The organism is Pseudoalteromonas luteoviolacea NCIMB 1944 (assembly GCF_001625565.1).
Taxonomy (GTDB): domain Bacteria; phylum Pseudomonadota; class Gammaproteobacteria; order Enterobacterales; family Alteromonadaceae; genus Pseudoalteromonas; species Pseudoalteromonas luteoviolacea_F.
Map to the genome: position 1 here is coordinate 101,784 of NZ_AUXS01000002.1, position 22,497 is coordinate 124,280.

The 22,497-nt window shown below is 39.9% G+C and carries 15 protein-coding genes; 4 read left to right on the top strand and 11 right to left on the bottom strand.

Annotation, left to right across the window (positions count from 1 at the left end; genetic code table 11):
* The first annotated feature begins 80 nt into the window (after positions 1-80).
* Both N483_RS00375 and N483_RS00380 read left to right on the top strand, forming a co-directional pair.
* Entirely contained in the window at positions 81-1,220 is a 1,140-nt protein-coding gene (locus tag N483_RS00375; RefSeq protein ID WP_023399196.1) for a Na/Pi symporter, read from the top strand.
* A 118-nt stretch (positions 1,221-1,338) separates the two neighbouring features.
* A complete protein-coding gene (locus N483_RS00380; RefSeq protein WP_023399197.1) occupies positions 1,339-1,833 on the top strand; it encodes a hypothetical protein in 495 nt (164 codons plus the stop codon).
* Here the strand turns inward: N483_RS00380 and N483_RS00385 are convergent.
* The 9 genes from N483_RS00385 to N483_RS00425 all read right to left on the bottom strand — a co-directional run bounded on the left by N483_RS00385 (position 1,822) and on the right by N483_RS00425 (position 14,568).
* Positions 1,822-3,009: an anhydro-N-acetylmuramic acid kinase gene (locus N483_RS00385; RefSeq protein WP_023399198.1), complete on the bottom strand. Its 1,188-nt coding sequence runs from the start codon at positions 3,007-3,009 to the stop codon at positions 1,822-1,824. The genes N483_RS00380 and N483_RS00385 overlap by 12 nt on opposite strands.
* Positions 3,010-3,011: 2 nt before the next feature.
* Positions 3,012-3,425, bottom strand: a complete 414-nt coding sequence (locus N483_RS00390; RefSeq protein WP_023399199.1) for a hypothetical protein — start codon at positions 3,423-3,425, stop codon at positions 3,012-3,014.
* 9 nt (positions 3,426-3,434) lie between these two features.
* Positions 3,435-4,193 carry a substrate-binding periplasmic protein gene (locus N483_RS00395; protein WP_023399200.1) on the bottom strand — a complete coding sequence of 253 codons (759 nt, stop codon included), beginning with the start codon at positions 4,191-4,193 and terminating at the stop codon, positions 3,435-3,437.
* A gap of 148 nt (positions 4,194-4,341) precedes the next feature.
* Complete coding sequence (locus N483_RS00400; RefSeq protein ID WP_023399201.1) at positions 4,342-6,801, bottom strand: glycosyl hydrolase family 18 protein; 2,460 nt, start codon at positions 6,799-6,801, stop codon at positions 4,342-4,344.
* A 68-nt stretch (positions 6,802-6,869) separates the two neighbouring features.
* The gene (locus N483_RS00405; RefSeq protein ID WP_023399202.1) at positions 6,870-8,303 is read right to left on the bottom strand and encodes a lytic polysaccharide monooxygenase; all 1,434 of its coding nucleotides are present in this window, start codon (positions 8,301-8,303) and stop codon (positions 6,870-6,872) included.
* 80 nt (positions 8,304-8,383) lie between these two features.
* On the bottom strand, positions 8,384-11,506 hold the full coding sequence (locus N483_RS00410; protein ID WP_036976065.1) for a glycosyl hydrolase family 18 protein: 3,123 nt from the start codon (positions 11,504-11,506) through the stop codon (positions 8,384-8,386).
* Positions 11,507-12,011: 505 nt separating this feature from the next.
* A complete protein-coding gene (locus N483_RS00415; RefSeq protein ID WP_023399204.1) occupies positions 12,012-12,962 on the bottom strand; it encodes a sensor histidine kinase in 951 nt (316 codons plus the stop codon).
* Between the two features lie 2 nt (positions 12,963-12,964).
* Complete coding sequence (locus N483_RS00420; protein WP_023399205.1) at positions 12,965-13,504, bottom strand: heme NO-binding domain-containing protein; 540 nt, start codon at positions 13,502-13,504, stop codon at positions 12,965-12,967.
* Positions 13,501-14,568, bottom strand: a complete 1,068-nt coding sequence (locus N483_RS00425; protein WP_023399206.1) for a response regulator transcription factor — start codon at positions 14,566-14,568, stop codon at positions 13,501-13,503. The genes N483_RS00420 and N483_RS00425 overlap by 4 nt, the downstream gene beginning before the upstream one ends.
* A gap of 95 nt (positions 14,569-14,663) precedes the next feature.
* Here N483_RS00425 and N483_RS00430 point away from each other — a divergent pair, with 95 nt between their 5' ends.
* Positions 14,664-15,965 (top strand): HD domain-containing phosphohydrolase, encoded by a 1,302-nt coding sequence (locus N483_RS00430; protein WP_023399207.1) that lies wholly within the window; start codon positions 14,664-14,666, stop codon positions 15,963-15,965.
* A gap of 269 nt (positions 15,966-16,234) precedes the next feature.
* Here the strand turns inward: N483_RS00430 and ppsA are convergent, their stop codons facing one another.
* The gene (gene ppsA, locus N483_RS00435; protein ID WP_023399208.1) at positions 16,235-18,610 is read right to left on the bottom strand and encodes a phosphoenolpyruvate synthase; all 2,376 of its coding nucleotides are present in this window, start codon (positions 18,608-18,610) and stop codon (positions 16,235-16,237) included.
* Between the two features lie 141 nt (positions 18,611-18,751).
* On the opposite strand from ppsA, the gene N483_RS00440 reads away from it, so the two are divergent.
* Positions 18,752-19,561, top strand: coding sequence for a pyruvate, water dikinase regulatory protein (locus N483_RS00440; RefSeq protein WP_023399209.1), 810 nt, complete (start codon positions 18,752-18,754; stop codon positions 19,559-19,561).
* Positions 19,562-19,586: 25 nt separating this feature from the next.
* Here N483_RS00440 and N483_RS00445 read toward each other — a convergent pair whose 3' ends face one another.
* Positions 19,587-20,942 (bottom strand): class II 3-deoxy-7-phosphoheptulonate synthase, encoded by a 1,356-nt coding sequence (locus N483_RS00445; RefSeq protein ID WP_023399210.1) that lies wholly within the window; start codon positions 20,940-20,942, stop codon positions 19,587-19,589.
* Positions 20,943-22,497 lie beyond the last annotated feature (1,555 nt).

The window sequence follows — 22,497 nt, forward strand, 5'->3', positions numbered from 1 at the left end:
TTCTTTGTTTAAATGCGTCCTGAAACAAAAACGTCATCAAAATGCCATAAAAAATGGCATTGACAAAATGAGATAAATCAATGAGTGAATATAGCCAAAAGTCATTACCATCAAAGTTACTAACCTGGGGTGCAATAGCATTTCTTGTTTATTTAGTGCTAGTCGCAGTAGGTACAGTCAGTGGTGGTTTTAAACTTGCTTCCGGCGGTTCTGAAGGTGCGAAAGAAATTTTCGCTTTTGCTACTAACCCATTTGTTGCGCTTTTATTAGGTGCACTTGCTACAGCCCTTGTCCAATCTTCTTCTACTGTTACGTCTGTAATAGTTGGTCTAGTTGCGGGTGGTTTACCACTACAAATTGCCATTCCGATGATAATGGGTGCGAACATTGGTACTACGATCACAAATACACTTGTATCAATCGGTCATATTCGCTCAAAAGAAGAGTTTCAGCGTGCATTTGCAGCTTCAACAGTACACGACTTCTTTAACTTATTCGCGGTTGCCATTTTCTTACCACTAGAAATCATGTTTGGTTTGTTAGAAAAGTTTTCTGCAAGTTTGGCGCACCTTTTTGTTGGCGATGCGGACTTATCAATCAAGAGTTATAACTTTATTAAGCCTCTAGTTAAACCTGCTGTTGGTATTGTTAAAGATGGTGTAAGTTTCCTTGACGGCAAAGCCGCAGGTATCGCAATGGTTGTTATCGGTATAGCGTTAATCTTATTCGCTGTAACAACACTTGGAAAGCTTCTTAAGCAAGCATTGGTAGGTAAAGCAAAAGACTTGTTACATGGTGCAATTGGCCGTGGTCCGGTTGCTGGGATCAGCTCAGGTGCAGTAGTTACTGTTATGGTTCAGTCTTCATCAACAACAACAAGCTTGATGATCCCTCTTGCAGGTAGCGGTGTTTTCACTACACGCCAAATTTACCCTTTCACTTTAGGTGCTAATATCGGCACGACGATTACTGCATTGCTCGCAGCAACGTCTATTACTGGCCCTGCAGGTGAAGTAGCTCTAACAGTTGCGCTTGTACACGTCATGTTTAATGTGTTTGCTGTAGGTCTTATCTACGGCCTACCACTACTACGTGAGATTCCAATTAAGTGTGCTGAGAAGCTAGCTGAAGTTGGCGCTAAGAACAAAACTGCTGCATTTGGATACGTACTTGGTTCTTTCTTTGTAGTACCAGGACTAATTATGCTAGCAGTTCGTTAAGCTTCACGAGCTCACTTAAGCCTCGGCTGGACTTTTGCAAAGTCGCCGAGGCTTTGTTCATACTATTGCAATAAAACATTGTCACAATATCACTGTTTTAATTTTTCAGTACTCACAAATGCCAAATACTAGAACCATTCAATTTGAACTTTATACACATACAGACCCGCTGTTTCCTATCGGTAAGGCGTCTGCGCTAGATGAAATCGTATTTGATACGCAAGGTGATGAACTTGTTCTTGATTGTTTGTTACCTAGTGACGCTGTCAGCGGCAACAAGTTAATTATTACAGCGACGCATTTAGATGCTAGGTATGTAAACTTTAGTGGCACTTTACAATTGGATGATATGGATATTATGCGAGGTTCCGTTGAGTTGATCTTGCAAGGGAGTGGGCAAGCTGGAAGTTACATGACACAGCTCAGTTTACTAGGTGAAACTGATGGCGTTAAAAATATAGTAGACGCTCAAGTAGAGCTATCGCATCCACTGTATGGAAAAGACACTTCAGAGCAGTCGACAAAAAGTAATCAGCCGTTTTTCAAAACTTTATCTGCAAAGCTATCTGAATTGAAAAACGACGTTTTGAATGGCTTGGCATTACAAAGGTAAAGATATTTTGCCCATAGTTAAGTTGGAATTGTCTGGTTTCTTCCGAGCTCCACCCATAACTGCTTCATTTGCTAACACCGCAAATAATACGGCCTCCTTAGATTCTGCGCAAATGCCGTTTTGATCCATAATAGTGAGATTAATGTCCGATACCAACATGTTTTTGATACTTGCTATCAAAAAGGTATTGTAGGCCCCACCGCCACTTATCAGTATTTCTAACTCCGCATCTATGTCGAGTAGTTCAATGTGTTTTACAATACATAACGCAGTAAATTTGTTTAATGTGGCCAGAACATCCTGATGGTCAAGTTGACTTAGGCTCAAAGAATCCAACATACTTTCGAGCAATGTTAAGTTAAATAGCTCGGGACCTGTTGTTTTTGGCATTGGTTGGTTTACGAACTCTAACTCTAAAAGTTCTTGAAGTAATTGTTCACTTACCTGACCAGAGGCTGCAAAGTATCCATTTTCATCATAATCTAGGTTAAGGTGTTTGCGAACATATTGATCCATAATGGTGTTACCTGGACCAATATCTGAACAGATCAGATCGTTACCTAAGCTGTCTTTTTTAATCAAAGTGAAGTTAGCGATGCCACCGATATTTAATAATAAAGTGTGCCGTTTATCATTAGCAAATAGACAGTAGTCTCCATACTGGGCCAAAGGTGCACCTTCATAGCCTGCGGCAATATGTTTTTGCCTGAAATCCGATAACGTAATTATTCCTGTATTTACTGCTATATGATCGCCGTCACCTATTTGCAAAGTTGCATTGTTAAAGTCACTGTATTGATGGAAGCTACTGGGGCAATGATAGATTGTCTGTCCGTGACTTGCTATTAAATCAATGCTCTGTTGGTCGATGTGCCAACGTTGTAGTTGTTCGTTGATGTATCTCGCATGCAGTTCCCCTATCCAAGGGTTAAGTAACGTAAGGTACTTTAGGTCGACTTGCTCCTTTGCAAACACATTCAAGATTTTTGATTTAGTTGCTTCGTCGTATGCAATAGTCGCGAAATGAGAAACCTTACAAAAAGTATCCCTACCTTGACCTGAAATTTTACATACTGCGATATCCAAACCGTCTAATGATGTTCCGCTCATTAGCCCAATGATAGTACGTTCTGATTTTTTAGATAAGTTGTATAGTTTATCAATGTAGGGGTTCATAGTTACTGCTTCAGATTATTAGAAGTTAATACCGATATAATGGGGTAAATATTGTAGCCTAGCTCTATGGTGATGTTTATGCTTGCACCGCCATTAACCGTAAGTTTTTTGGGCAATGAGCTAAGTCTTGTGACATCACCATTAGCATACATGACAACTATTTGTTCGGGCTCGAGTATTCTTCGCCCTGAGGAAAGGTTTTCAATGCTAACAAGTACCGCTCGGTTACCCTCTTCGTTTGACATTGCGATAGTACTTTTAATCTTAAAATCGCTCTTTTGCGGTCTTGTTTTATCTTCTCGATAAAACTCGTATACATTTATGGGTGGCAAATAGCTGTCAATTCTATATGGCTTCTCTTCTGCTGAAGATGATAAAGAAATTATTAGAAGACTCAATGCGGTTAAATATTTCAAATATACCTCCTAGCGAAATCCCTCGGGTTGCGCTGCTTTTAGAATTTTGTTTATTTTCGGCTCTAATGTACGAATTGCATTATTTACCGCTTGTATTTCTTTTTTAGAGAAGTTTGTACGGCTAAGCATAAAGTGTATAGCATTATCATTGACGATATATGAGTGTAGCCTTAACCCATCGTATCCTAGCCTGTTGATATAGTAGTAACCGCTATATTCATCTTCAATTAGAAAGTCAATTCGCTTTTTATTCACAAGTTCCATTCTTCTCGAAGCACTAGACACTTCAACTAAACGCTGCCGATACCAAGAAATTTGTAAGATTTGCTTCAGCTCTTCACCGTAATATGCTCCTGGGTTTGTGACAAAAGTAAATTCATCGGCAAACAGCTCGGTCAAACTTTTAATTGGTGGTAAGTCTAATCTTGTAAACAGGCGCATTCGTTCTCTTCTATAAGGTACAGTAAAATGCGCATTTTGCGCTCTTTCAATGTTAAAACTGGCTGAGGGAAGAACGTCGACAAATCCTTTATATAGCTCCACCAGCCCTCTGGCTGAACTCGGTAAACGTAAAAACTGTATGCATATTTTTGCTTCTGCAAATACTAATTTCGTGATTGCGATATCTACACCGCTCGGTACATCATCTTTATATGTGATGTAGGGAGGCCAATTTCCGCCAATTCCGATTTTTTTTTCTGACTTACAGTTTGGGGCTGAATGTGCGAAATTTGTAATAAAAATTAGTGTAAGTATTAGTCGTTTCACATTCTTTTTCTGGGTGGAATTATAAATTTATTATGATTTATTTGTAGAAAAAAACAAAGGTGCGAGCACCTTTGTTTTTCATGGATTGGCCTATCCCTAGGTCAATTGACAGCATCGCCACCAATGTCAATCCGATAATGAAGACTCGTTAAAGTGCTTTCCAAACTTGCGCTTTTCCTGGCTCTTCACCTCTAGTCCACCATTTGGCTTGATATAATGCACCATTGTGTGAAACTTTATCTCCGCCAACATAGACTGTGTTTGCATCCCATGGTGCTGCGCCTACATCTACATTTTTGATAGTGACATCGAATGAAGATGAAGTCGTATAAGTACCATCTGATACATCAACAGTCACAGTTACCGTAGTATCTTGTGCTACTTCGCCAGCGGTTAGGGATACAGCAGAACCTTGACCTACAACAGTTAAGCTAGTAGGAACATTCCAAGTATAAGTAAGTGGGTCATTGTTTGGATCTGTTGCTACAGCAGCTACATTCACCGATTTTGTTTCTTCAACTGTTACATTGCTGATTGGCTGAACAACTGGTGCGCCAGCTGGAACGTCAGCTTTTACAAGCACTGACACTGTTTTTTCAGTTGCTGCATTTTGGTCGTCAGTCACAACAATCTTCAATTGATATGTAGTATCAGTCGTTACTGTTGGAGCTGTAATACCTACAGTCGCAGTGCTTGCACCTGTTAATGTTAGTCCTTGAGCAGACCAAGCATAAGTTAACGCTTGTCCTTCAGGGTCAGTTGCATTAACAGTTAGGTTTGCCATTTGACCTGAGTTCAATGTTAGGTTTGCATCAACATTTACTACCGGCGCTCTGTTTACAGGCACACCACCAGTTAACCCGTCGTACATAGCGTTTAGAATGTCACCGTTATCCGCATCGATTTCCCATGCGAACAAGCCGCCTAAGTTATGAAGGTTTACGTATTGGCCTTTTGCACGAACTGAGCGAGGGCTATCGTAAGTAAGTAGTTTTCCTTTAGACTTGTTCCAAACCCAAGCTGCTTCTGCTTGTTCATCGTAACCAACTGTGAACCCATTAGCTCCATTTCCACCGCCGACTAGGTTTTTAGCAATGGCTTTATAGTCCATGATACCAGCTTCCCATACACCTTCACTGGTTGAGCCTGAGTATTTTCCATTACCAGGTGCAGTCATTGGGTTACCTGGGATTGTAGTATTTGAATCTAAAACGCCATCCCAGCCACGTCCGTACATAGCCGCGCCAACAACGATCTTCTTAGAGTTTACACCTTGTGCCAATAATGCCTTAACTGCGTTATCAAGTGTGTAAGCAGGACCTTTTCTAGGTTCGCCATTGTCATCTAAGCCAGTACCTTCACATTCGCCTTGACTAAGGTGTGAACCACAGTAAATAGCTGTTTGGTGTCCGGTTACGTTATTCCAGCCACCGAAAAAGTCATATGTCATGGCGAAGATATAGTCCATGTATTGTTGAGCTACTTGGTAGTCTACATCTTCTATTTTGTCATAACCTGAACCAATTGCAGAAGTCAGCTCGTATTTACGGCCCGTTTCAGCTTCTAACTCATCTAACATGACTCTTAGTTCTTGCATTAACGCGATATATGCAGGACCGTCATTGACTGGATCACCTAGACCAGGGTTAGGACCGTCACCACCTGGGAATTCCCAGTCAATATCTACACCGTCATAGAACTTCCAAGTTTTAAGGAACTGCTTCATAGAAGCTACAAATGTGTCCCTATTCGCTTTGGTCGTAAAGCCATGGAATGGGTCTGAAAGTGTCCAGCCACCCACTGAAGGTAGAATTTTAAGGTCAGGATAACGCTGCTTAAGTGCCATCAATTGTGCATACGTACCACGGATAGGGTCGTTGTTGTCTGTGCCTGGAAGTGTCTTTTGAACCGCTGCCCAAGGGTCATGAATTACCACTTCGTAATCTTGTGAATCAGCACATGCTTTTTGCAATGCGCGCCAGCTATTTCCATTCTCAATTTCTTTTAGCGATTCATTGGCGCCACAAATCGGAATGAAGCCATATAGTAAGTGAGACAGATTGTGAGCAGGGATATTCGATACATCGAAATCGCGACCATATATACCCCACTCTACAAAGTAAGCGCCTGTAACCATACCCGGGATAGTACCGTTATTAGCATTATTCGGATCTACGTCCATTGTTAATGGCTGTAAGTGCCCGCCATCAGTGTCTGCAATTACAATTGGTTTTCCGGCACTTTTTGCACAACCAGTCGCATCACAGAGTTCTAAATACAGTGTATGACGACCTGATTTAGTATAAGGGAAGGTAACTGTTCCACCCTTGGTACCAGCTGCCAGTGAGCCCTGGTTTACAACTTGGTTATCAAAATAAACTTTGTAACTATCGCCGCCAGTACCACTCCATGAGTTCCACTTAATGTTTACTGTGACTACGTCCTTAGCTTGAACAATCTGTTTGTAAGAACCATTTCCCTCTAGATTTACATCTACAAAAGAGTAAGTCTGTGGTTCCCAACTGATCTGTGGTGCTGAAGGCGCTGCCATGAGTCCAGTAGACATTAGAGCCAGTCCTATAGCTGCAGTTAAATTATTAATTTTCATTACTATCTCAACCTTATTTTACATGTTATATCCAAACCCCAATAAATTGGAGTGACCTTTACATCTGTTTAAATCTTTTTCCAAACTTGTGTGGTGCCGGGCTCTTCGCCTCTGTTCCACCATTTAGCTTCGTAATCAACGCCTTTGTGACTCACTTTGTCCCCAGCAACATAAGTTTTGGATTTACTCCAAGGCTTTAGCGCACTGACGACATCTTTAACCGTAATGTCTGCTGAGGTTGTTGACGAAAGTTCTCCATCCGACACAGTGATATTTATCGTATAGTTAGTATCTGCTGCGACATCCGACGCTTTGAGTGTTATAGTTGCGCCAGTTCCTGTATATGTCAGGCCATTTGGGACATCCCAGGTGTATGTCAAATCCATGGTGTGTTCGTCAAACGCATGAACATGAAGCTGTGTTTCAGTGAGTTCATTCATAACGATAGGGTCTGGTTTGTGCACAGTCGGTGGCGTATTTGGCTGCTTAACTTGGATTGTTAAGTTATATGTATGTGCTGCATCAGCTACATATACTTCATTACTCAGTAAGTTGTTTTGGTCGAAGTTTATATTGCCAGCTGTATCTTTAACGCCAACTTGTACATCAGTTGCGTAATTTGTATTGAGTGTAGTTGCTAATTCTGTTTGCCAATTTAGAGCATTTGTCGTTGTTATTTTTAGAGATTGTTTAACTATTTCTTGCCCATTTGCATCAAAAACACGTGCCCATACCGTGTCCCCAGCATTGGCATCTTGTCCTTGTTTGATGAAATAGCCTGCGGAATACCAATTTACTGGTTGCGTGTCCGACACGATATTTATATCAGAGCAATTGTAGAACCCTTCTCCCGCTACGTCGTTACGTTGCCAACGAGTGTACAGTACTGCTCTTCCACTTCTATCTTGTGGAATGTTTACAGTCATTTCGTAGAATTTTTTACCGTCAGGGTCAGTTACAAAATTGATATTGCCAACTTCGGTAATTAGATCTAAATCAGCCCAGTTTAAAAGGTCTGTAGTTGGGTTGTAGGTAGGTTTAGTTAGGTAAAACTTCCAAAAACTTGGATTGTGAGGAGTTGTTGCACGAAATCGTACGGCGACATCTCCATTTGCATTTGGTTTTATGTCAGTTGTTTGCCAATCTGCGTGCGGTAGGTTCATTCCTCGTTTTTCATTTGAACCAGCAGCACAAAGTGTTCCGTTTGGCACAGCAGCTTCTACGGCTGCTTGATTATTGTAGTCAGCGATAAGAGACGCGAATTCATGTTCTTGAACAAACTGTACATAACCTGATTCTAAAAAGGCCGCTCTACAAGCAAGATTCGGAATATTCGAGCCGTCATCTGGCCACCAATAACCGCCTTGGGCTTCACATATGGATTGTCTAGCTTTTGGATGATCCATAAAGCCGTGCGCAGCAACATTGACAGAATGTAATGACAAATACGCTGTGCATGCGACAGAAACAGAGGTTAATACCTTTCCTTTGATTGTTTTCATTTCGCTCACCTTATTGACTACATGTTGTTTTTGTTAAGTACTCAAATGGAAGGTGGAGGTCGCCCTCCACCGGCTCTTAGTTAAAGCGAGCAGACTTTTTGGTAGTCTGAACTCGTAGATGGTTGTTTATTACTCCACCATTTCGCTTTGTAAACACCTTTGCCATCGATGATTAAATCACCAGCACCAGCGTGGGTTTGACGCGGGAATGTTGGGTAAACTACGATGTCCGCAATAGGTGTACCTTCACAGTGAGTAATTGGACCACCATTACCATCACCTGGCTTTGCTGCAGGTAGCGTAGGATGTTCAAATTTAAAGGCATAACGCTTACCGTCTTTTTCTGCTGTAAAGTTAACAGGACCTGTAACTGGCATGTAATACATCACCTGCGCATTGACGGTTTCTCCAGGTGCAAAAGACTTAGGAGTATTGCCCCACTCGTCTACAAAAGTAATGGAGAATCTGTGGAAGTCATTGTCAAAACCACCGATATTGTTACCTGCTGCGTTGGAGTTGTTTACGTCTACTGCCATTTTAAGTTTTTCTTGGGCGTTCCAATTAGACTTAAGTATTGCAGATGTCGACACTGGCACATCAAACGATATTTTCGCGCCAGAGAGGTCAATATTCGAATTGTTGGTAAATGCAAATGTTGGTGCTATTGGGTAATTGTCGTCGCCTACTGGGAAGTTTTTAGCTTCAAAAGAAACGTCAACCTGTTCAGTTGGTACTTGGAATGCAATATCACCGCGGTGAATATCATATTGCAAGCCTGACTGCTTAAACTTGTCATACGCAAGTGTTGTCATGCTTGAACCCATGAAGTATTCACCTTTAGCCGCGTCATAGTCGAAGTCGCCTGCCAGCTCCCAGAACATGATGCCGCCTAAACCTTGATTAATGACGTAATCAACTTTTGTACCCATTGATTCTTCGTCTTCAATTGAAATAAAGACATTTTTCTGAGCATTCCATAGCCATGGCGCAACTGCGACTGAGTCATAGTGGCGAGCATATGTACCAGTTAATTGGTCCGAAGGATCTGTGTCCGGCGTTAAGCCGTATGCAGCAAGATAGCTAGGAACGACTCCATTTTGTAAATTCTTAGCGTGCCATAGCGGATTCGAACCCGCTGGAACTTCTAAGCCTACGTCGTTCTTGTCATGCCAAAGGTTGTCAATTCCGATAGCACCGTTACCACATTTGTTCTTTTCACCAGAACCTGTGCCTGGAGGACAGTCGGCTTGATTTGGTAGCGGAGCCTGCCCCCATAGACCGTTAGTCCCGCCTTGAACATTTTGGAATCCACGTGTGTAGTAAGGAATACCAATGTTAATACGTCCAGCTGACAAACCACCTTGGAAGTATTTAACAGCCCAATCAGTGTTTAAGTAACCAATGCCTTCGAACTCTTTAGTGCCGTATACATCCCACGCTTTAAGCTCAGAGTCTTCGCCCGTATCGTATAAAGCTGCATTGTGACCAACGTGCGAGTTCCACGCACCGTGTAAGTCATAAGACATAATGTTTACGTAATCTAAGTACTTAGTGGTCTGGAAAGTCTCCATGCCGCGCAACAAATAACCTGATGATGGTGACGCAATTGTTAACATGTAATGCACGCCATCTTGCTGACCTGCTTTGTCTAGCTCTTCACGAAGACGCTTCATTAGCACTTGGTAAGATGCATTTAACCCAGCTCTTCTTGCATTCGAAATTGGGAAATCATCTGGGTGGCCAGAGTCTTTCATAGAAGAAGGGTATTCATAGTCTATATCAACACCGTCAAAGCCATACTTACGAATAAACTCCACAGAACTGGCTACGAAAGTCTCGATGCCTGCGTTGTTTACTGTACCGTCTGCATTGGTCGTCATTGTGTAGAAACCGCCGCTGTTGACGCGCTTACCGTCAGGGCCAAAGAAGCCACCAGTTTCAGCCCAACCGCCAACACTAATTAGTGTTTTGACATCAGGGTATTGTTTTTTGTATTTATTGAGTAGGTTGAAATGACCTTTGTACGGCAGCGTCGGGTCCAATTCAGCTCCAGCGACTCCAGGCCATTCCATATTGGTGGCAGGGTTTCCTGCTGCATTAGGATCGCCGATTGACACTTTGTTTCCTGCATCGACATGAGCGAAGGCGTAGTTTATGTGTGTGATTTTATCCCAAGGAATGTCGTTAACTAAGTAAGATGGTTGACCATTAGCGCCATTTCTCCAGCTCGTGAAGTAACCGATCACGCGACGTGGATGATCAGGACCCATTAGCTCACGGCCATTCGCGTCGTAAATCGTACAGTAAGGCGTATTGACACCTGGAGTTTGATACAGTCCGTCTGGTTTACATGCATCTCTATCACCAGGTACCTGAGCACCAACTTGAAGTTGCGTAGAGACACTAGTAACAGCGCTGTCATTATCAGTCACAGATAAAGTAAAATTATAAGTACCGTCTGCTTCTGCTACCCAGGTATGTTCTGTAGCCGTACCGTTTGTAGTTAACACCTCTGTACCGTTAACTGCAAAGCTTAGTTTTGTTAACGTACCGTCGGTATCGCTGCCTGAAAGTGAGAAAACAACTTGACTGCCAACAACTAGCTCTACCGGTTTAGACTTTATATCCAGTGTAGCAACAGGCGCTTCATTGACTGGCGTCGCTGTTTTAACTGTCAGTAAGTTTGTTAAAACGTTTGAAGCTTCGTTTTTGTCGTCAAATGCTTTAGCGCTTATTTGGTATTGACCAGGCTGTCCAGCTGTCCAATTTGCATCAAACACATCAGCTGTACCTGTTGAATCAGTCGCGACTAACGTGTTGTCTACATAGAATTCAACGCGGTTAACGTTTCCGTCAACGTCAACTGCATTTACACTTATGGCAACGCTGTCATTTTGATTAAATTCAGATCCGGAAACTGGCTTTAACTGACTGATTACCGGTGGTTTATTTACTCCTGAGCCACTACAGTCACCAAGTTTTTTCCATTCCTGATTTGGCCCTGAATGTGAAGCAGGTTCTGAACGTGTCCACCATTTAGCTTCATAGGCAGTGTTATTTTGTACCACTTGATTACCGCCGACGTAAGTAGAGCCACTTTGCCAGTCAGCTAAACCAGTACAATCATAAGCGTGGGCATATGTTGTGCTAATTGCAATTGCTATTGAGCTCAACTTGAGCGCATTTATAATATGATTTCTCATTTTCATTTTATCACCAACCTTTACATTAATTGTGATTAACATTTGTTAAATAAAGCTAACATAGAAATTAAACACGTCAATGTTGCAGTGGTTAAATAATGAGCATCTTTTTCCAGTTGTTAATACTTATGTACTGCTTTTAAAGTGGCTATATGAAATAAACTAATTTTTGTACTGAAAACCAACGTATGAATCCAATTCATCTCTTTTTTAGGTAAAATTTTATACTATTGCATATATAACAGTTGGTTAATTAATATCTGTGTCTGAAGTGGGTCTAAATGTAAACTTTCGCATTAAAAAAAGTTATGCGAAAGTTTACGTGCACGTAAATTTAAAATGGTTATAATATATGATTATTGGTTATATAAATTAATGATTAAATCTTCGTGAAATTGATTTTGCGCAGGGACTTTTAAATTATTTGATGGAAGCTTAAGTGAAACAGATTAGACTTATGTCTAATGTTTTACAATAAATAGGCTTTTGTAGACAGAGGCTTAGGTTAAAAAGCCAGAGGTAATTCGAGGCTTAGTGTGACACCAGAATCAGGATTGTTGCTGATTGATACTGTACCAAGGTGATTTGAAATGATGCCATATACAACAGCCAAGCCCATTCCCGTGCCCTCTCCCAATGGTTTAGTTGTATAAAAAGGATCGAATACACGATTTGCATCAGCTTCTTCTAAGCCTGTTCCGTTATCCTTTATTTTAATAACGACCATTTTATCAGACTTAAAGGCGGATATTTGAATATGGCCACGAAACGACGAGTCAGCGTTTCTTGCTTCAGCGCATGACTGTGCCGCATTAACTAGAGTGTTGATCAACACCTGAGTTAAATTGGGTTTACTTCCTTTTAGTAATAGGTTCTTTTCGCAATCTATATCAAGTTGTAGGAGCTTTAGTTTGTTCTCTAACAATTGCGTAGCGTGTGTAATAATCTCAGAAGCCTCAAATTCAATTGAGCTGTCGGCTTTTGGTTTGGCAAAGTCGAGTAAGTTTTTTACTATAAGGCTGATCCGATCACAGCCTTCTTTGCAATCTTCAGAAATATCGCTAAGGTCCTCTATTAATTCAGCAATGTCGGTTGCTTGTTGTAGCTTATGAAAACGCTCAAAAAATTCATCGCGGGAAACTTTTTCATCTATATAGTTGCTTGTAAGAGACAAAAATTCGTTTATATCTTTCGAGTAGACTGCTAGGGTGTCTATGTTACAAGTAAGATACGCAAGAGGGTTATTTATTTCATGTGCGACGCCAGCTGAAAGAGTACCTAAGGTCGCCATTTTTTCTGATTGTACTACCGCGACTTGTTGACGTTCTAACAGCTCTATTTTTTTCTCGAGCTCTACATTTAGTGCATATAATTTACTTGTTTTTTCTTCTAGCAACTCTTCTAATTCATCTCGAGCTTGCTTCTCTCGCATATATGCTTTGTAATAATTTTGCATAACTACCCGTGTTTGATAATGAAAGTACACATTGAGTCACCATGATGACTACAAGTTGTTTGTTGTATATCGACACTTTCATTAAAATGCTGAGCACAACCATAAATCAAACCTTCAGCGCAAAAACACAGCTGCCGAGGTGAATTATAAATTAGCTTGATAGTTTCTGAGTCCACTACAGTCGCATCGATCATTGGCAGATTTGGTTCATCATACAGCTTTTGAACTTCACTGTGGATCACTTTATCAATGGAAAGTATAAGCTGCTCAAAGCTATGAAACTCTTTAACAATAGAGGTGTGTTTTTTTGCTAAAAATGAAAACAGGTAAGTGCCAAATGCTTTTAATGTCTCTGGCATGTTCAAATTTAGAGCTTTTGAGACACTGGTTGCTAATGCCACCAACTCTTCGTCAGGATAAGACTGTGCACTAATATAGACTCTATCAGTGGGGCAATGTTGCTCTAAAAGCTGCTCCCATAAATCCATTCCTTTTGTCTCGATTACAAGTTCTTCCAAACAACGAAAAATCACACCTTTCATAATATACCCTCTTTGATTATATCTTCGCGCTTCGAACCGTCCAAATACATAGTCAAAGAGTGGATATCGGATGTATCAGATTCGAAAATGTCTAAAATGTTTTGAGATTTACTATTGTCGAGACAATTTAGAGCGGCTCTAGTGATAAAGTCGTTCTCCGACAAGTTAGACGAATTTAGTATATTACGTCTCCTTTCAACGATGAACGGTTCGACCCCCCATATAACAGCAAAACGATCCAATAATTGCATTTCGTATGTTTTCATCGAGAGCTCGCGAAGATACTCGCGGAACACATGATTTAAAACATAGCTTAAAATTATTTGAAAGATGATCTCGGCTTCCTGTTGCTTGACGGTGTTACGAATTGCAAACTTATAAGAGCGCGCAGCCCATTCATAGTAGTGTTGAAATGCTTCCTTAATTTTGTTAATTCCAACTGTGTCGATCAATTGATCTGTTATGGCTTCAAGAATTTGGATTAGATTATGAGTAACCTCGAGACATTTGCTGCTAAGCATAGAGCTTTCGGCACTGGCGCAAACAGCCTGATTTAGCCTATCTAGTTGGTGGTTTTCAGTAGGTGTGCCAACTCTAATGTCTGAATGCGTTTTCTCATCTGGTATAGGAACGTAAGGCATAAGACCTAACTGAATTAGCTCTTCTTCTTGAAAGTGAACAGTGGCAATTTCGTCTAACAAACTACCCAAATGTTTAATATCATCGATTGAAAACGGCTTTGGGAGAAATATATTAGCAGGTATCTGTTTAGAGTTAGTTTGTAAATTCTCTAAATCACCTGACATCAACACTCGAGTCGTTTTTGGGCTATGCTGTTGCACAATTTGTAGAACTTCCAAGCCATTTAAAACAGGCATTTGAAAGTCAGTGATAAACAAATTGAATTCAATCTCAGAGCTAGTTAAATAATGGTCGACCAATGTGGCATCGTTTAGCGTTACAACGTTGTCTACTCCAAGTGCGCGAGATAGAGATTTCGATAGTGCCCGGAGGATCAATTTGTCATCATCTAATATCAACACATTCGTCGATTTTATTTTCATCAAAGTGTGCCTATTTTGTTGTTTCTTATTAAAGTTTAGTCTAATTTTAAAACTTATAACAAATCGATAATGGTGAGTAGGAGCGCATTTTATAAATGAATGATGATCCGATAGTCGTACTTTGTCTTGATGACGAAGAAAGTGTGTTGAAATCACTGGGTAGGTTATTAAGACAAAATGGAATAAAAGCTGAGCTTTTTCAATCTGGAAATGAAGCGCTCGATCGTGTTCGTGAAATTGATTTTGATGTCATAATTTCCGATATGAGAATGCCAAATATGGATGGGGCTGAGTTTTTAACTCATGCTAAAGCTATCTCCCCGGATGCTAGGAGAATACTACTTACGGGTTACTCCGATATACAAGATACCATTAATGCGATCAATAGTGGCGGGATACATGGTTACCTGCAAAAACCTTGGAACAATGAGCAACTGGTTCGGGAGATAAATAAGGCTGCTGAACTTACAAAACTAAAAAAACAAAATGATGCGCTTCAAAAACAAATTCAATCTCAAAATGAAGAGCTGAAAGAGCTAAATACAAACTTAGAAAGCCTAGTTGAAAAAAGGACTTCTCAAATTAGGCAAGTACTTAAACAGCTAGAAGCAGCGAATGAAAACGAGAAAAAAGAACATAGAAGCACCGTTGAGCTACTTTATAATTTTATAAACGCGAATCCCCATTTAGACGCTGACAAAGCGAAGAATATAGCTAAATTGTGCTATCAAGTAGCAAAAGGCTTATCTCTAAGCGCTGAAATCGCCGATATGGTGCGTATGTCTGGTTACCTTTCACAAGTCGGTTTATTGGCAATGGACCCTAGTTTGTACGCGAAACCATTTCACGAACTAGACAGTGAAAAAAAGAAGTTATTTTTAACTCACCCATCTACAGCACAACTAATGCTTATGCCAGCCCAGCATTTAAGCGATGTTGCCGAAGCTATTTATAGTCAATTCGAAAAGTACAATGGGCAAGGCGTACCTAAAGGCTTAAAAGGTAAAGAGATCCCCATCGGTGCCCAGGTACTAGCAGTTGCAAGAGATTACATGGAACACATGTATCAAAGTCAAAGGCCTATGGCTGAGCGCAAAGAAAATGCTTTAGAGATAATCAAAATGTACAGTGGCAGTTTTTATCACCCTAAAGTAGTTGATTCTCTACTTAGCGTGTTGTCTAAAGATCAGGAAGAAACTGATAAAGTTGGCAGTATGAGTATATTGACAGCGCAGCAACTTAAACCAGGTATGGAGCTCGGCCTAGCTATGCACAATGCTCAAGGTATTATGCTATTACCTAAAGGCCATGTTTTTTCAGAAAATTCTATATCTAAACTACAACAATTAGAGTTACAAAAACCTAACCCTTTTCGCATCATGGTTGTTGATAATTAGTGTTTTTAGTTATGTTAAATTAGTTGTTATGACTATTTAGTAGCAATAAGCATGTAGTAAGACGTTCTGAATGTGAAGAACACATCATACAAAATGTTTGATTTATACAAGCATGCATTTAAGTAACATTACAGAGTTAAGCTAACAAACGAGCTGAGTGTTGAAGTGTTGAAGTGTTGAAGTGTTGAAGTGTTGAAGTGTTGAAGTGTTGAAGTGTTGAAGTGTGCGAGAACTGCGCCTAGAGACATCCAGGCGCAGTGGTTGAAAACTTATTTGTTGAATTTTTCAGCTAAATACAACCAAGTTTCTAATACTGTGTCAGGGTTAAGAGATACCGTGTCAATACCCTGCTCTACCAACCAAGCGGCAAAGTCCTCATGATCCGATGGGCCCTGTCCACAAATCCCGACATACTTACCTTTTTCTTTGGCTGTTTTTATAGCCATAGAAAGTAACTTTTTGATTGCCGGGTTTCTTTCGTCAAACAAGTGCGCGATAAGGCCCGAGTCTCTATCCAAACCTAGCGTCAGCTGAGTAAGGTCGTTTGAACCGATTGAGAATCCATCAAAATATTCTAAAAACTCATCTGCTAATAATGCATTTGATGGCAGCTCACACATCATTATAACGCGTAAACCATTCTCGCCACGTTTTAACCCATGCTCTTCTAGAAGCTCAATAACTCTAGCGGCTTCCTCTAACGTTCTAACAAATGGAATCATGATTTCAACATTTGTCAGACCCATTTCGTTACGAACACGCTTGATAGCTTCGCATTCAAGTGCAAAACATTCTCTGAAATCTTCAGAGATGTAACGAGATGCACCACGGAAACCGATCATTGGGTTTTCTTCTTCCGGCTCATACTGTTGGCCACCGATCAAGTTTGCGTATTCGTTTGACTTAAAGTCTGACATACGAACGATAACTTTTTCTGGTGCGAATGCTGCGCCTAAAGTAGAAATACCTTCTACTAGTTTTGCAATATAGAATTCTACTGGCGATTCATAACCAGCAATAATATCTGTGATCTCAGACTTAAGTTCTTCAGACTGAGTATCAAAGTTAATAAGTGCTTTTGGATGAACACCGATCATTCTATTAATGATAAATTCTAGACGCGCTAAGCCGATACCTGCGTGAGGTAACTTTGCAAAATCAAATGCGCGATCTGGATTACCAACATTCATCATTATTTTCAATGGTAAGTCAGGCATTGAATCAATACGAGAAGAAATTACTTCGTATTTTAACTGACCTTTATAGATGTATCCCGTATCACCTTCAGCACAAGATACTGTTACTGCGTCGCCGTGCTTAATAGTAGCAGTCGCATTTCCGCAACCTACAACAGCAGGAATACCTAGTTCACGAGCAATAATTGCTGCGTGACATGTTCTTCCACCGCGGTTTGTAACAATAGCAGAAGCGCGTTTCATGATTGGTTCCCAGTCAGGGTCAGTCATGTCTGTAACTAGTACATCGCCTTGCTGTACTTTATCCATTTCATCAATAGATGATAATACGCGTACTACACCGGTGCCGATTTTGTGGCCGATAGCTCTGCCTTCACATACAACCTCAGATTTCTCTTGCAGCTGGAAGCGTTCCATTACATTTGAATCTTCGTTTGAACGTACTGTCTCTGGTCTTGCTTGAACAATGTACAGTTTGCCGTCATTACCATCTTTAGCCCACTCGATATCCATCGGTCTGCCGTAGTGTTTTTCGATGATTACAGCTTGTTTTGCTAGCTCTTGTACTTCTTCGTCGGTAATAGAAAATTTATTTGAAAGTGCAGGATCCATATCTACAATTTCAACTTGTTTACCATGAGATTCGTCAGAAGAGTAGATCATTTGGATCGCTTTAGAGCCAATATTTCTGCGAACAACAGCAGGCTTATTGTTGGCTAAAGTTGGTTTATGAACATAAAACTCGTCTGGATTTACAGCACCTTGAACTACCATTTCACCAAGACCGTAGCTTGATGTAACGAAAACTACATCTTCAAACCCTGATTCAGTGTCAATTGAGAACATAACACCTGAAGATGCTTTGTCTGAACGGACCATTCTCTGGATACCAGCAGATAGTGCAACACCTCTGTGGTCATAGCCTTGGTGCACGCGATACGAAATTGCACGGTCATTGAAAAGAGATGCGAAAACGTGTTTGATAGCTACCATTACCGCATCAATACCACGTACGTTTAAGAAAGTCTCTTGTTGTCCAGCAAATGAAGCGTCTGGCATATCTTCAGCTGTCGCAGAAGATCTTACAGCAAATGATACATCATTGCTTTGGTCGCCATGAAGGGATAAATATGCTTCGCGAATTGCTTTGTCTAATTCTGGTTGGAAAGGAGTGTCGATTACCCATTGTCTGATTTGGCTACCTACTTTTGCCAGCTCATTGACGTCTTCAACGTCTAGGGTGTCTAAAATGGTGTGAATTTTTTCGTTTAATCCTGATTGCTCAAGGAATTCATTAAAAGCTTCTGCCGTGGTTGCGAAACCACCAGGCACTTGTACACCAGCGTTAGCAAGGTTAGATATCATTTCACCTAGAGAAGCGTTTTTACCACCAACTCGAGGTACGTCTTGCATACCCAATTCTTGATACCAGAGAACGTAGTCTTGCACGGAACTGTCTCCAAAAACAAATTGTAATAAATGTGAGAGATTAATTGACCTTCCTTTAGGTCGAAGGCATTCTACAACGGTAAGTATAGCTACGTAAACCAAGACTTGAAAAAATACTAAAAAAGTAATGAAAAGGTTAAGATGAGAACAGCTTTTTATATATCTGATGGCACGGCCATTACAGCAGAAGTTTTTGGACATGCAACTTTATCGATGTTTCCTGTCGAATTTGAACATAAGACACTGCCGTTTATTGAGTCTGTGGAAAAAGCACAAGCAGTTAAAGCGACAATAGATAAGTTGGCAGAATCAAGTGGGCAACCACCGTTAGTGTTTTTTACATTCGTAAACCCAGAATTGTCCGATATTATTTTATCTTCTAAAGGGGTTTGCTATGACTTTTTGTCTTACGCGAGTGAAATAGTTAAACGAGAGTTAAAAGTCAAACCTGTACCAAAAGTACATAGAACGCACAGTATTCATGAAAAGACCTATGATTTCCGTATTTCGGCGGTAAATTATGCGCTTGCAAATGATGACGGTGCAAATATTAAAGATTATGACGAAGCCGATATTATTTTGGTGGGTGTCAGTCGAAGCGGTAAAACTCCAGCGAGCCTATATTTAGCGTTACAGTACGGGATAAAAGCAGCAAACTACCCTATCACAGAAGATGACCTTGAGAAGGGTAATTTTCCTCGATTTCTCATAGATCATAAGAATAAACTCTTTGGTTTAACAATCGATCCAGAAAGGCTGGCCTCTATAAGGCAAGAGAGAATGGCCAATTCTAAATATGCGTCAATAAGGCAATGCAGAATAGAAGTAAGGGAAGTTGAGATGTTGTTTAAAAAGCATAAAACGCCATTTCTGAATTCAACAAAGTTTTCAGTTGAAGAAATATCGGCGAAAATAATAGCTGAAGCAGGGTTATCACGAAACAAATATTAAAAAAGCCGCTTAAAGCGGCTTTCTTTTAAACTCTGTCTCTTGCGTCTTTGAGTAAGTCTGCAACTAAGAAACCTAACTCTAATACTTGGTCAGCATTTAATCTCGGGTCACATTGTGTTCTGTACCTTTGAGCAAGGTCTTCATCAGAAAGGCCATATGCACCACCGATACATTCTGTAACGTGTTGTCCAGTCATTTCTAAATGAACGCCTCCTGGGTACGTTCCTTCTGATTTGTGTACTGCGAAAAATTGGCTAATTTCACGTAATATATTATTGAAACTTCGAGTTTTGTAACCTGTACTCGCTTTTTCAGTATTGCCGTGCATCGGGTCGGAAGACCAAACAACATTGCGACCTTCACTCTTAACTTTGCGAACCAAGTTAGGTAGCTTTTCTGGCAACACATCTGCACCCATACGTGTGATAAGAGTCAATCTACCAGGAATATTGTCCGGGTTTAATGCATCAATAAGTCTGATCAACTCGTCCGGATCCATACCCGGACCAACTTTAACACCAATCGGGTTCTTTATTCCTCTAAAGAACTCAATATGCGCGTGATCTAGCTGTCTGGTTCTTTCTCCGATCCAAACAAAATGAGCTGAACAGTCGTACCAATCTCCTGACAAGTGATCTCGTCTGGTAAGTGCTTGTTCATAACCAAGAAGCAATGCTTCATGCGAAGTATATAGATGAGTCTCTTTAAGGCTTGGTGCTACATTTGCATCAATGCCACAGACTTCCATAAATTCCAGTGCATCTTGAATTCGGTTTGCCATTTGTTGGAACTTATCTCTAAGAGGATTAGCTGCAACAAAACTCATATTCCAGCGACTTACTTGGTGTAAATCAGCTAAACCACCTTGAGCAAAAGCCCTTAATAAGTTTAATGTCGACGCACTATGATGGTAAGCCTTCATTAGCCTATTTGGATCTGGGATCCGAGCTTCTTCAGTAAATTCAAAATTATTTATAATGTCGCCACGATAAGATGGTAAAGAGACTCCGTTTATCGTTTCATAATCTGAAGAACGTGGTTTAGCATATTGACCGGCCATTCGCGCAATTTTTACGACTGGGCATTTACCACCGTAAGTTAAAACAACTGCCATTTGAAGCAGAGTTTTAAATGTATCTCTTATATTTGTTGCACTAAAGTCTGAAAACGACTCTGCGCAGTCTCCGCCCTGTAACAAAAACGCCTTTCCATTACATACATCGGCTAAATTTTTATACAAGCTCCTTGTTTCTTCAGCAAAAACAAGTGGTGGCGCAGCATTAAGCTCTGACTCAACATTAGTCAGTAATTTTTTGTCTGGATATTCTGGTTGTTGGACGATTGGGAAATCTCTCCAACTGTCTGGACTCCAAGGTTTCATTTCTCATTCCTCATTAGTTACCTCACCATGCACGTTAACGTATAGGACGGCTGGCTTCAAGCACAAATTAGTGAAATATCAAATAATTTACTAATTCAAAAACAAGCGGTTCATTTTTGATCCATAGTCATGATTTTTGACTCTAAAGATAATCAAGAACACATCATACATTAATGCTTTTTGGCCAACATAAATATCTAAAATAATTTGTAGAAATAATTAATCAAGACAAAAGTCACGCAGGCAATATTTTGTGTCGATATTCACCAATCTAATATTGGAAGTGTTTGAAAAAATCTCTATTTACACATCTATTAGATGTCTACATTTTGTACAACTTATTTGCCGTTATAATGTACATTTCTGCCAGCTTATATTTATGCACTTAAGAAGCCAAGTTGCTGCCATATTTTGCAAAGCTCACAATAGGCTGAGTTATATGGAATAATTGAGTTTCTATTTTGTTTGTGCTGTGTTTCAAGTTTGATATTTAAATCTTCATTTAACATAATTCATTTGGCGATTTAGCAGTGTATAGAACAAAATGGCCAGCTCAGAAACGTGAGTAATTTTACTTACCAATAATGTGGAGAAAAATTTATCAGCCTACAGACGAACTACGCCATAAAACCCCTACTTTGTTGCGCATTTTCATTTAGTATGTAAAAACTAGTCTACTGAGACAGTTTTAACTATGGAATACACTTGGAAACCAATATCAGAAAAAGTTTTAACTGCTAAATTAACCGGGTTAATAATTAATTTTGTTTTATCAAAAATCTCGATTATATGAATAAATATAGCCCAAAGCTGGCTAATGCAATTTATTCTGTTTCCGCTCTTGCGATCAAATAATTACATTTGGGATGTCTTTCTTTAAGGCTTTTATGCTTCACGTGGTTTTGTGAATAATTAAAGCACTATCCTTATGCCTGTAAGTAAGTGGGTATTTACTTATCTTTAATTAACCTATTACTTTAGGAAAATATCAACTGCATGCTTGGGTTGAAAATATGGGCTTTACTGAAGTCCAATTTTTCAACCACTTAAACGACGAAATAGAACTTACAAAAACCATGCTTTCAATAGTTACCAGGATTAGATTTAAAAGTATAGATTCGATATTTCAGGTTAAACTACATAGGATAGGTTGCTTTTAGAAATGTAATGAAAATTTGTGTATTCATTCCAAAACAGAACCAATGTAGTATTTATGATTTTCAGTAGGCTCTTTACTTTCATTGATATTTATCTTCCTATTTTTTGTTATTCCCCTTCTATCTACCTTTTGAAACTTTACTATGGAAAAACATAAACCAGAGAAACTTGGCAAAGCAATGATCACTTGATTTGAGCGCGTTTAGATGACAAAATTAAAGGAACACATCATACTTAGTTGACTTAAGTAATTTCTCAGCAATCATATACCCTATTTGAAAATAGCCATCAACAAGACTAATTTTAATGAATTGGGTTAATTCTCAGAAGACATAAACTAAGGATTTCTCACAACTACGTTATGTTAAATTCTAACCTAAACTTCTAACCTAAACTT

What these genes read in the sequence shown, in the direction of transcription:
- N483_RS00420 (WP_023399205.1), bottom strand. Translation starts at nt 13,504, where the DNA reads ATGAAAGGTGTGATTTTTCGTTGTTTGGAAGAACTTGTAATCGAGACA.
- N483_RS00375 (WP_023399196.1), top strand. Translation starts at nt 81, where the DNA reads ATGAGTGAATATAGCCAAAAGTCATTACCATCAAAGTTACTAACCTGG.
- N483_RS00445 (WP_023399210.1), bottom strand. Translation starts at nt 20,942, where the DNA reads ATGAAACCTTGGAGTCCAGACAGTTGGAGAGATTTCCCAATCGTCCAA.
- N483_RS00440 (WP_023399209.1), top strand. Translation starts at nt 18,752, where the DNA reads ATGAGAACAGCTTTTTATATATCTGATGGCACGGCCATTACAGCAGAA.
- N483_RS00400 (WP_023399201.1), bottom strand. Translation starts at nt 6,801, where the DNA reads ATGAAAATTAATAATTTAACTGCAGCTATAGGACTGGCTCTAATGTCT.
- N483_RS00385 (WP_023399198.1), bottom strand. Translation starts at nt 3,009, where the DNA reads ATGAACCCCTACATTGATAAACTATACAACTTATCTAAAAAATCAGAA.
- N483_RS00405 (WP_023399202.1), bottom strand. Translation starts at nt 8,303, where the DNA reads ATGAAAACAATCAAAGGAAAGGTATTAACCTCTGTTTCTGTCGCATGC.
- N483_RS00425 (WP_023399206.1), bottom strand. Translation starts at nt 14,568, where the DNA reads ATGAAAATAAAATCGACGAATGTGTTGATATTAGATGATGACAAATTG.
- N483_RS00410 (WP_036976065.1), bottom strand. Translation starts at nt 11,506, where the DNA reads ATGAGAAATCATATTATAAATGCGCTCAAGTTGAGCTCAATAGCAATT.
- N483_RS00380 (WP_023399197.1), top strand. Translation starts at nt 1,339, where the DNA reads ATGCCAAATACTAGAACCATTCAATTTGAACTTTATACACATACAGAC.
- N483_RS00415 (WP_023399204.1), bottom strand. Translation starts at nt 12,962, where the DNA reads ATGCAAAATTATTACAAAGCATATATGCGAGAGAAGCAAGCTCGAGAT.
- N483_RS00430 (WP_023399207.1), top strand. Translation starts at nt 14,664, where the DNA reads ATGAATGATGATCCGATAGTCGTACTTTGTCTTGATGACGAAGAAAGT.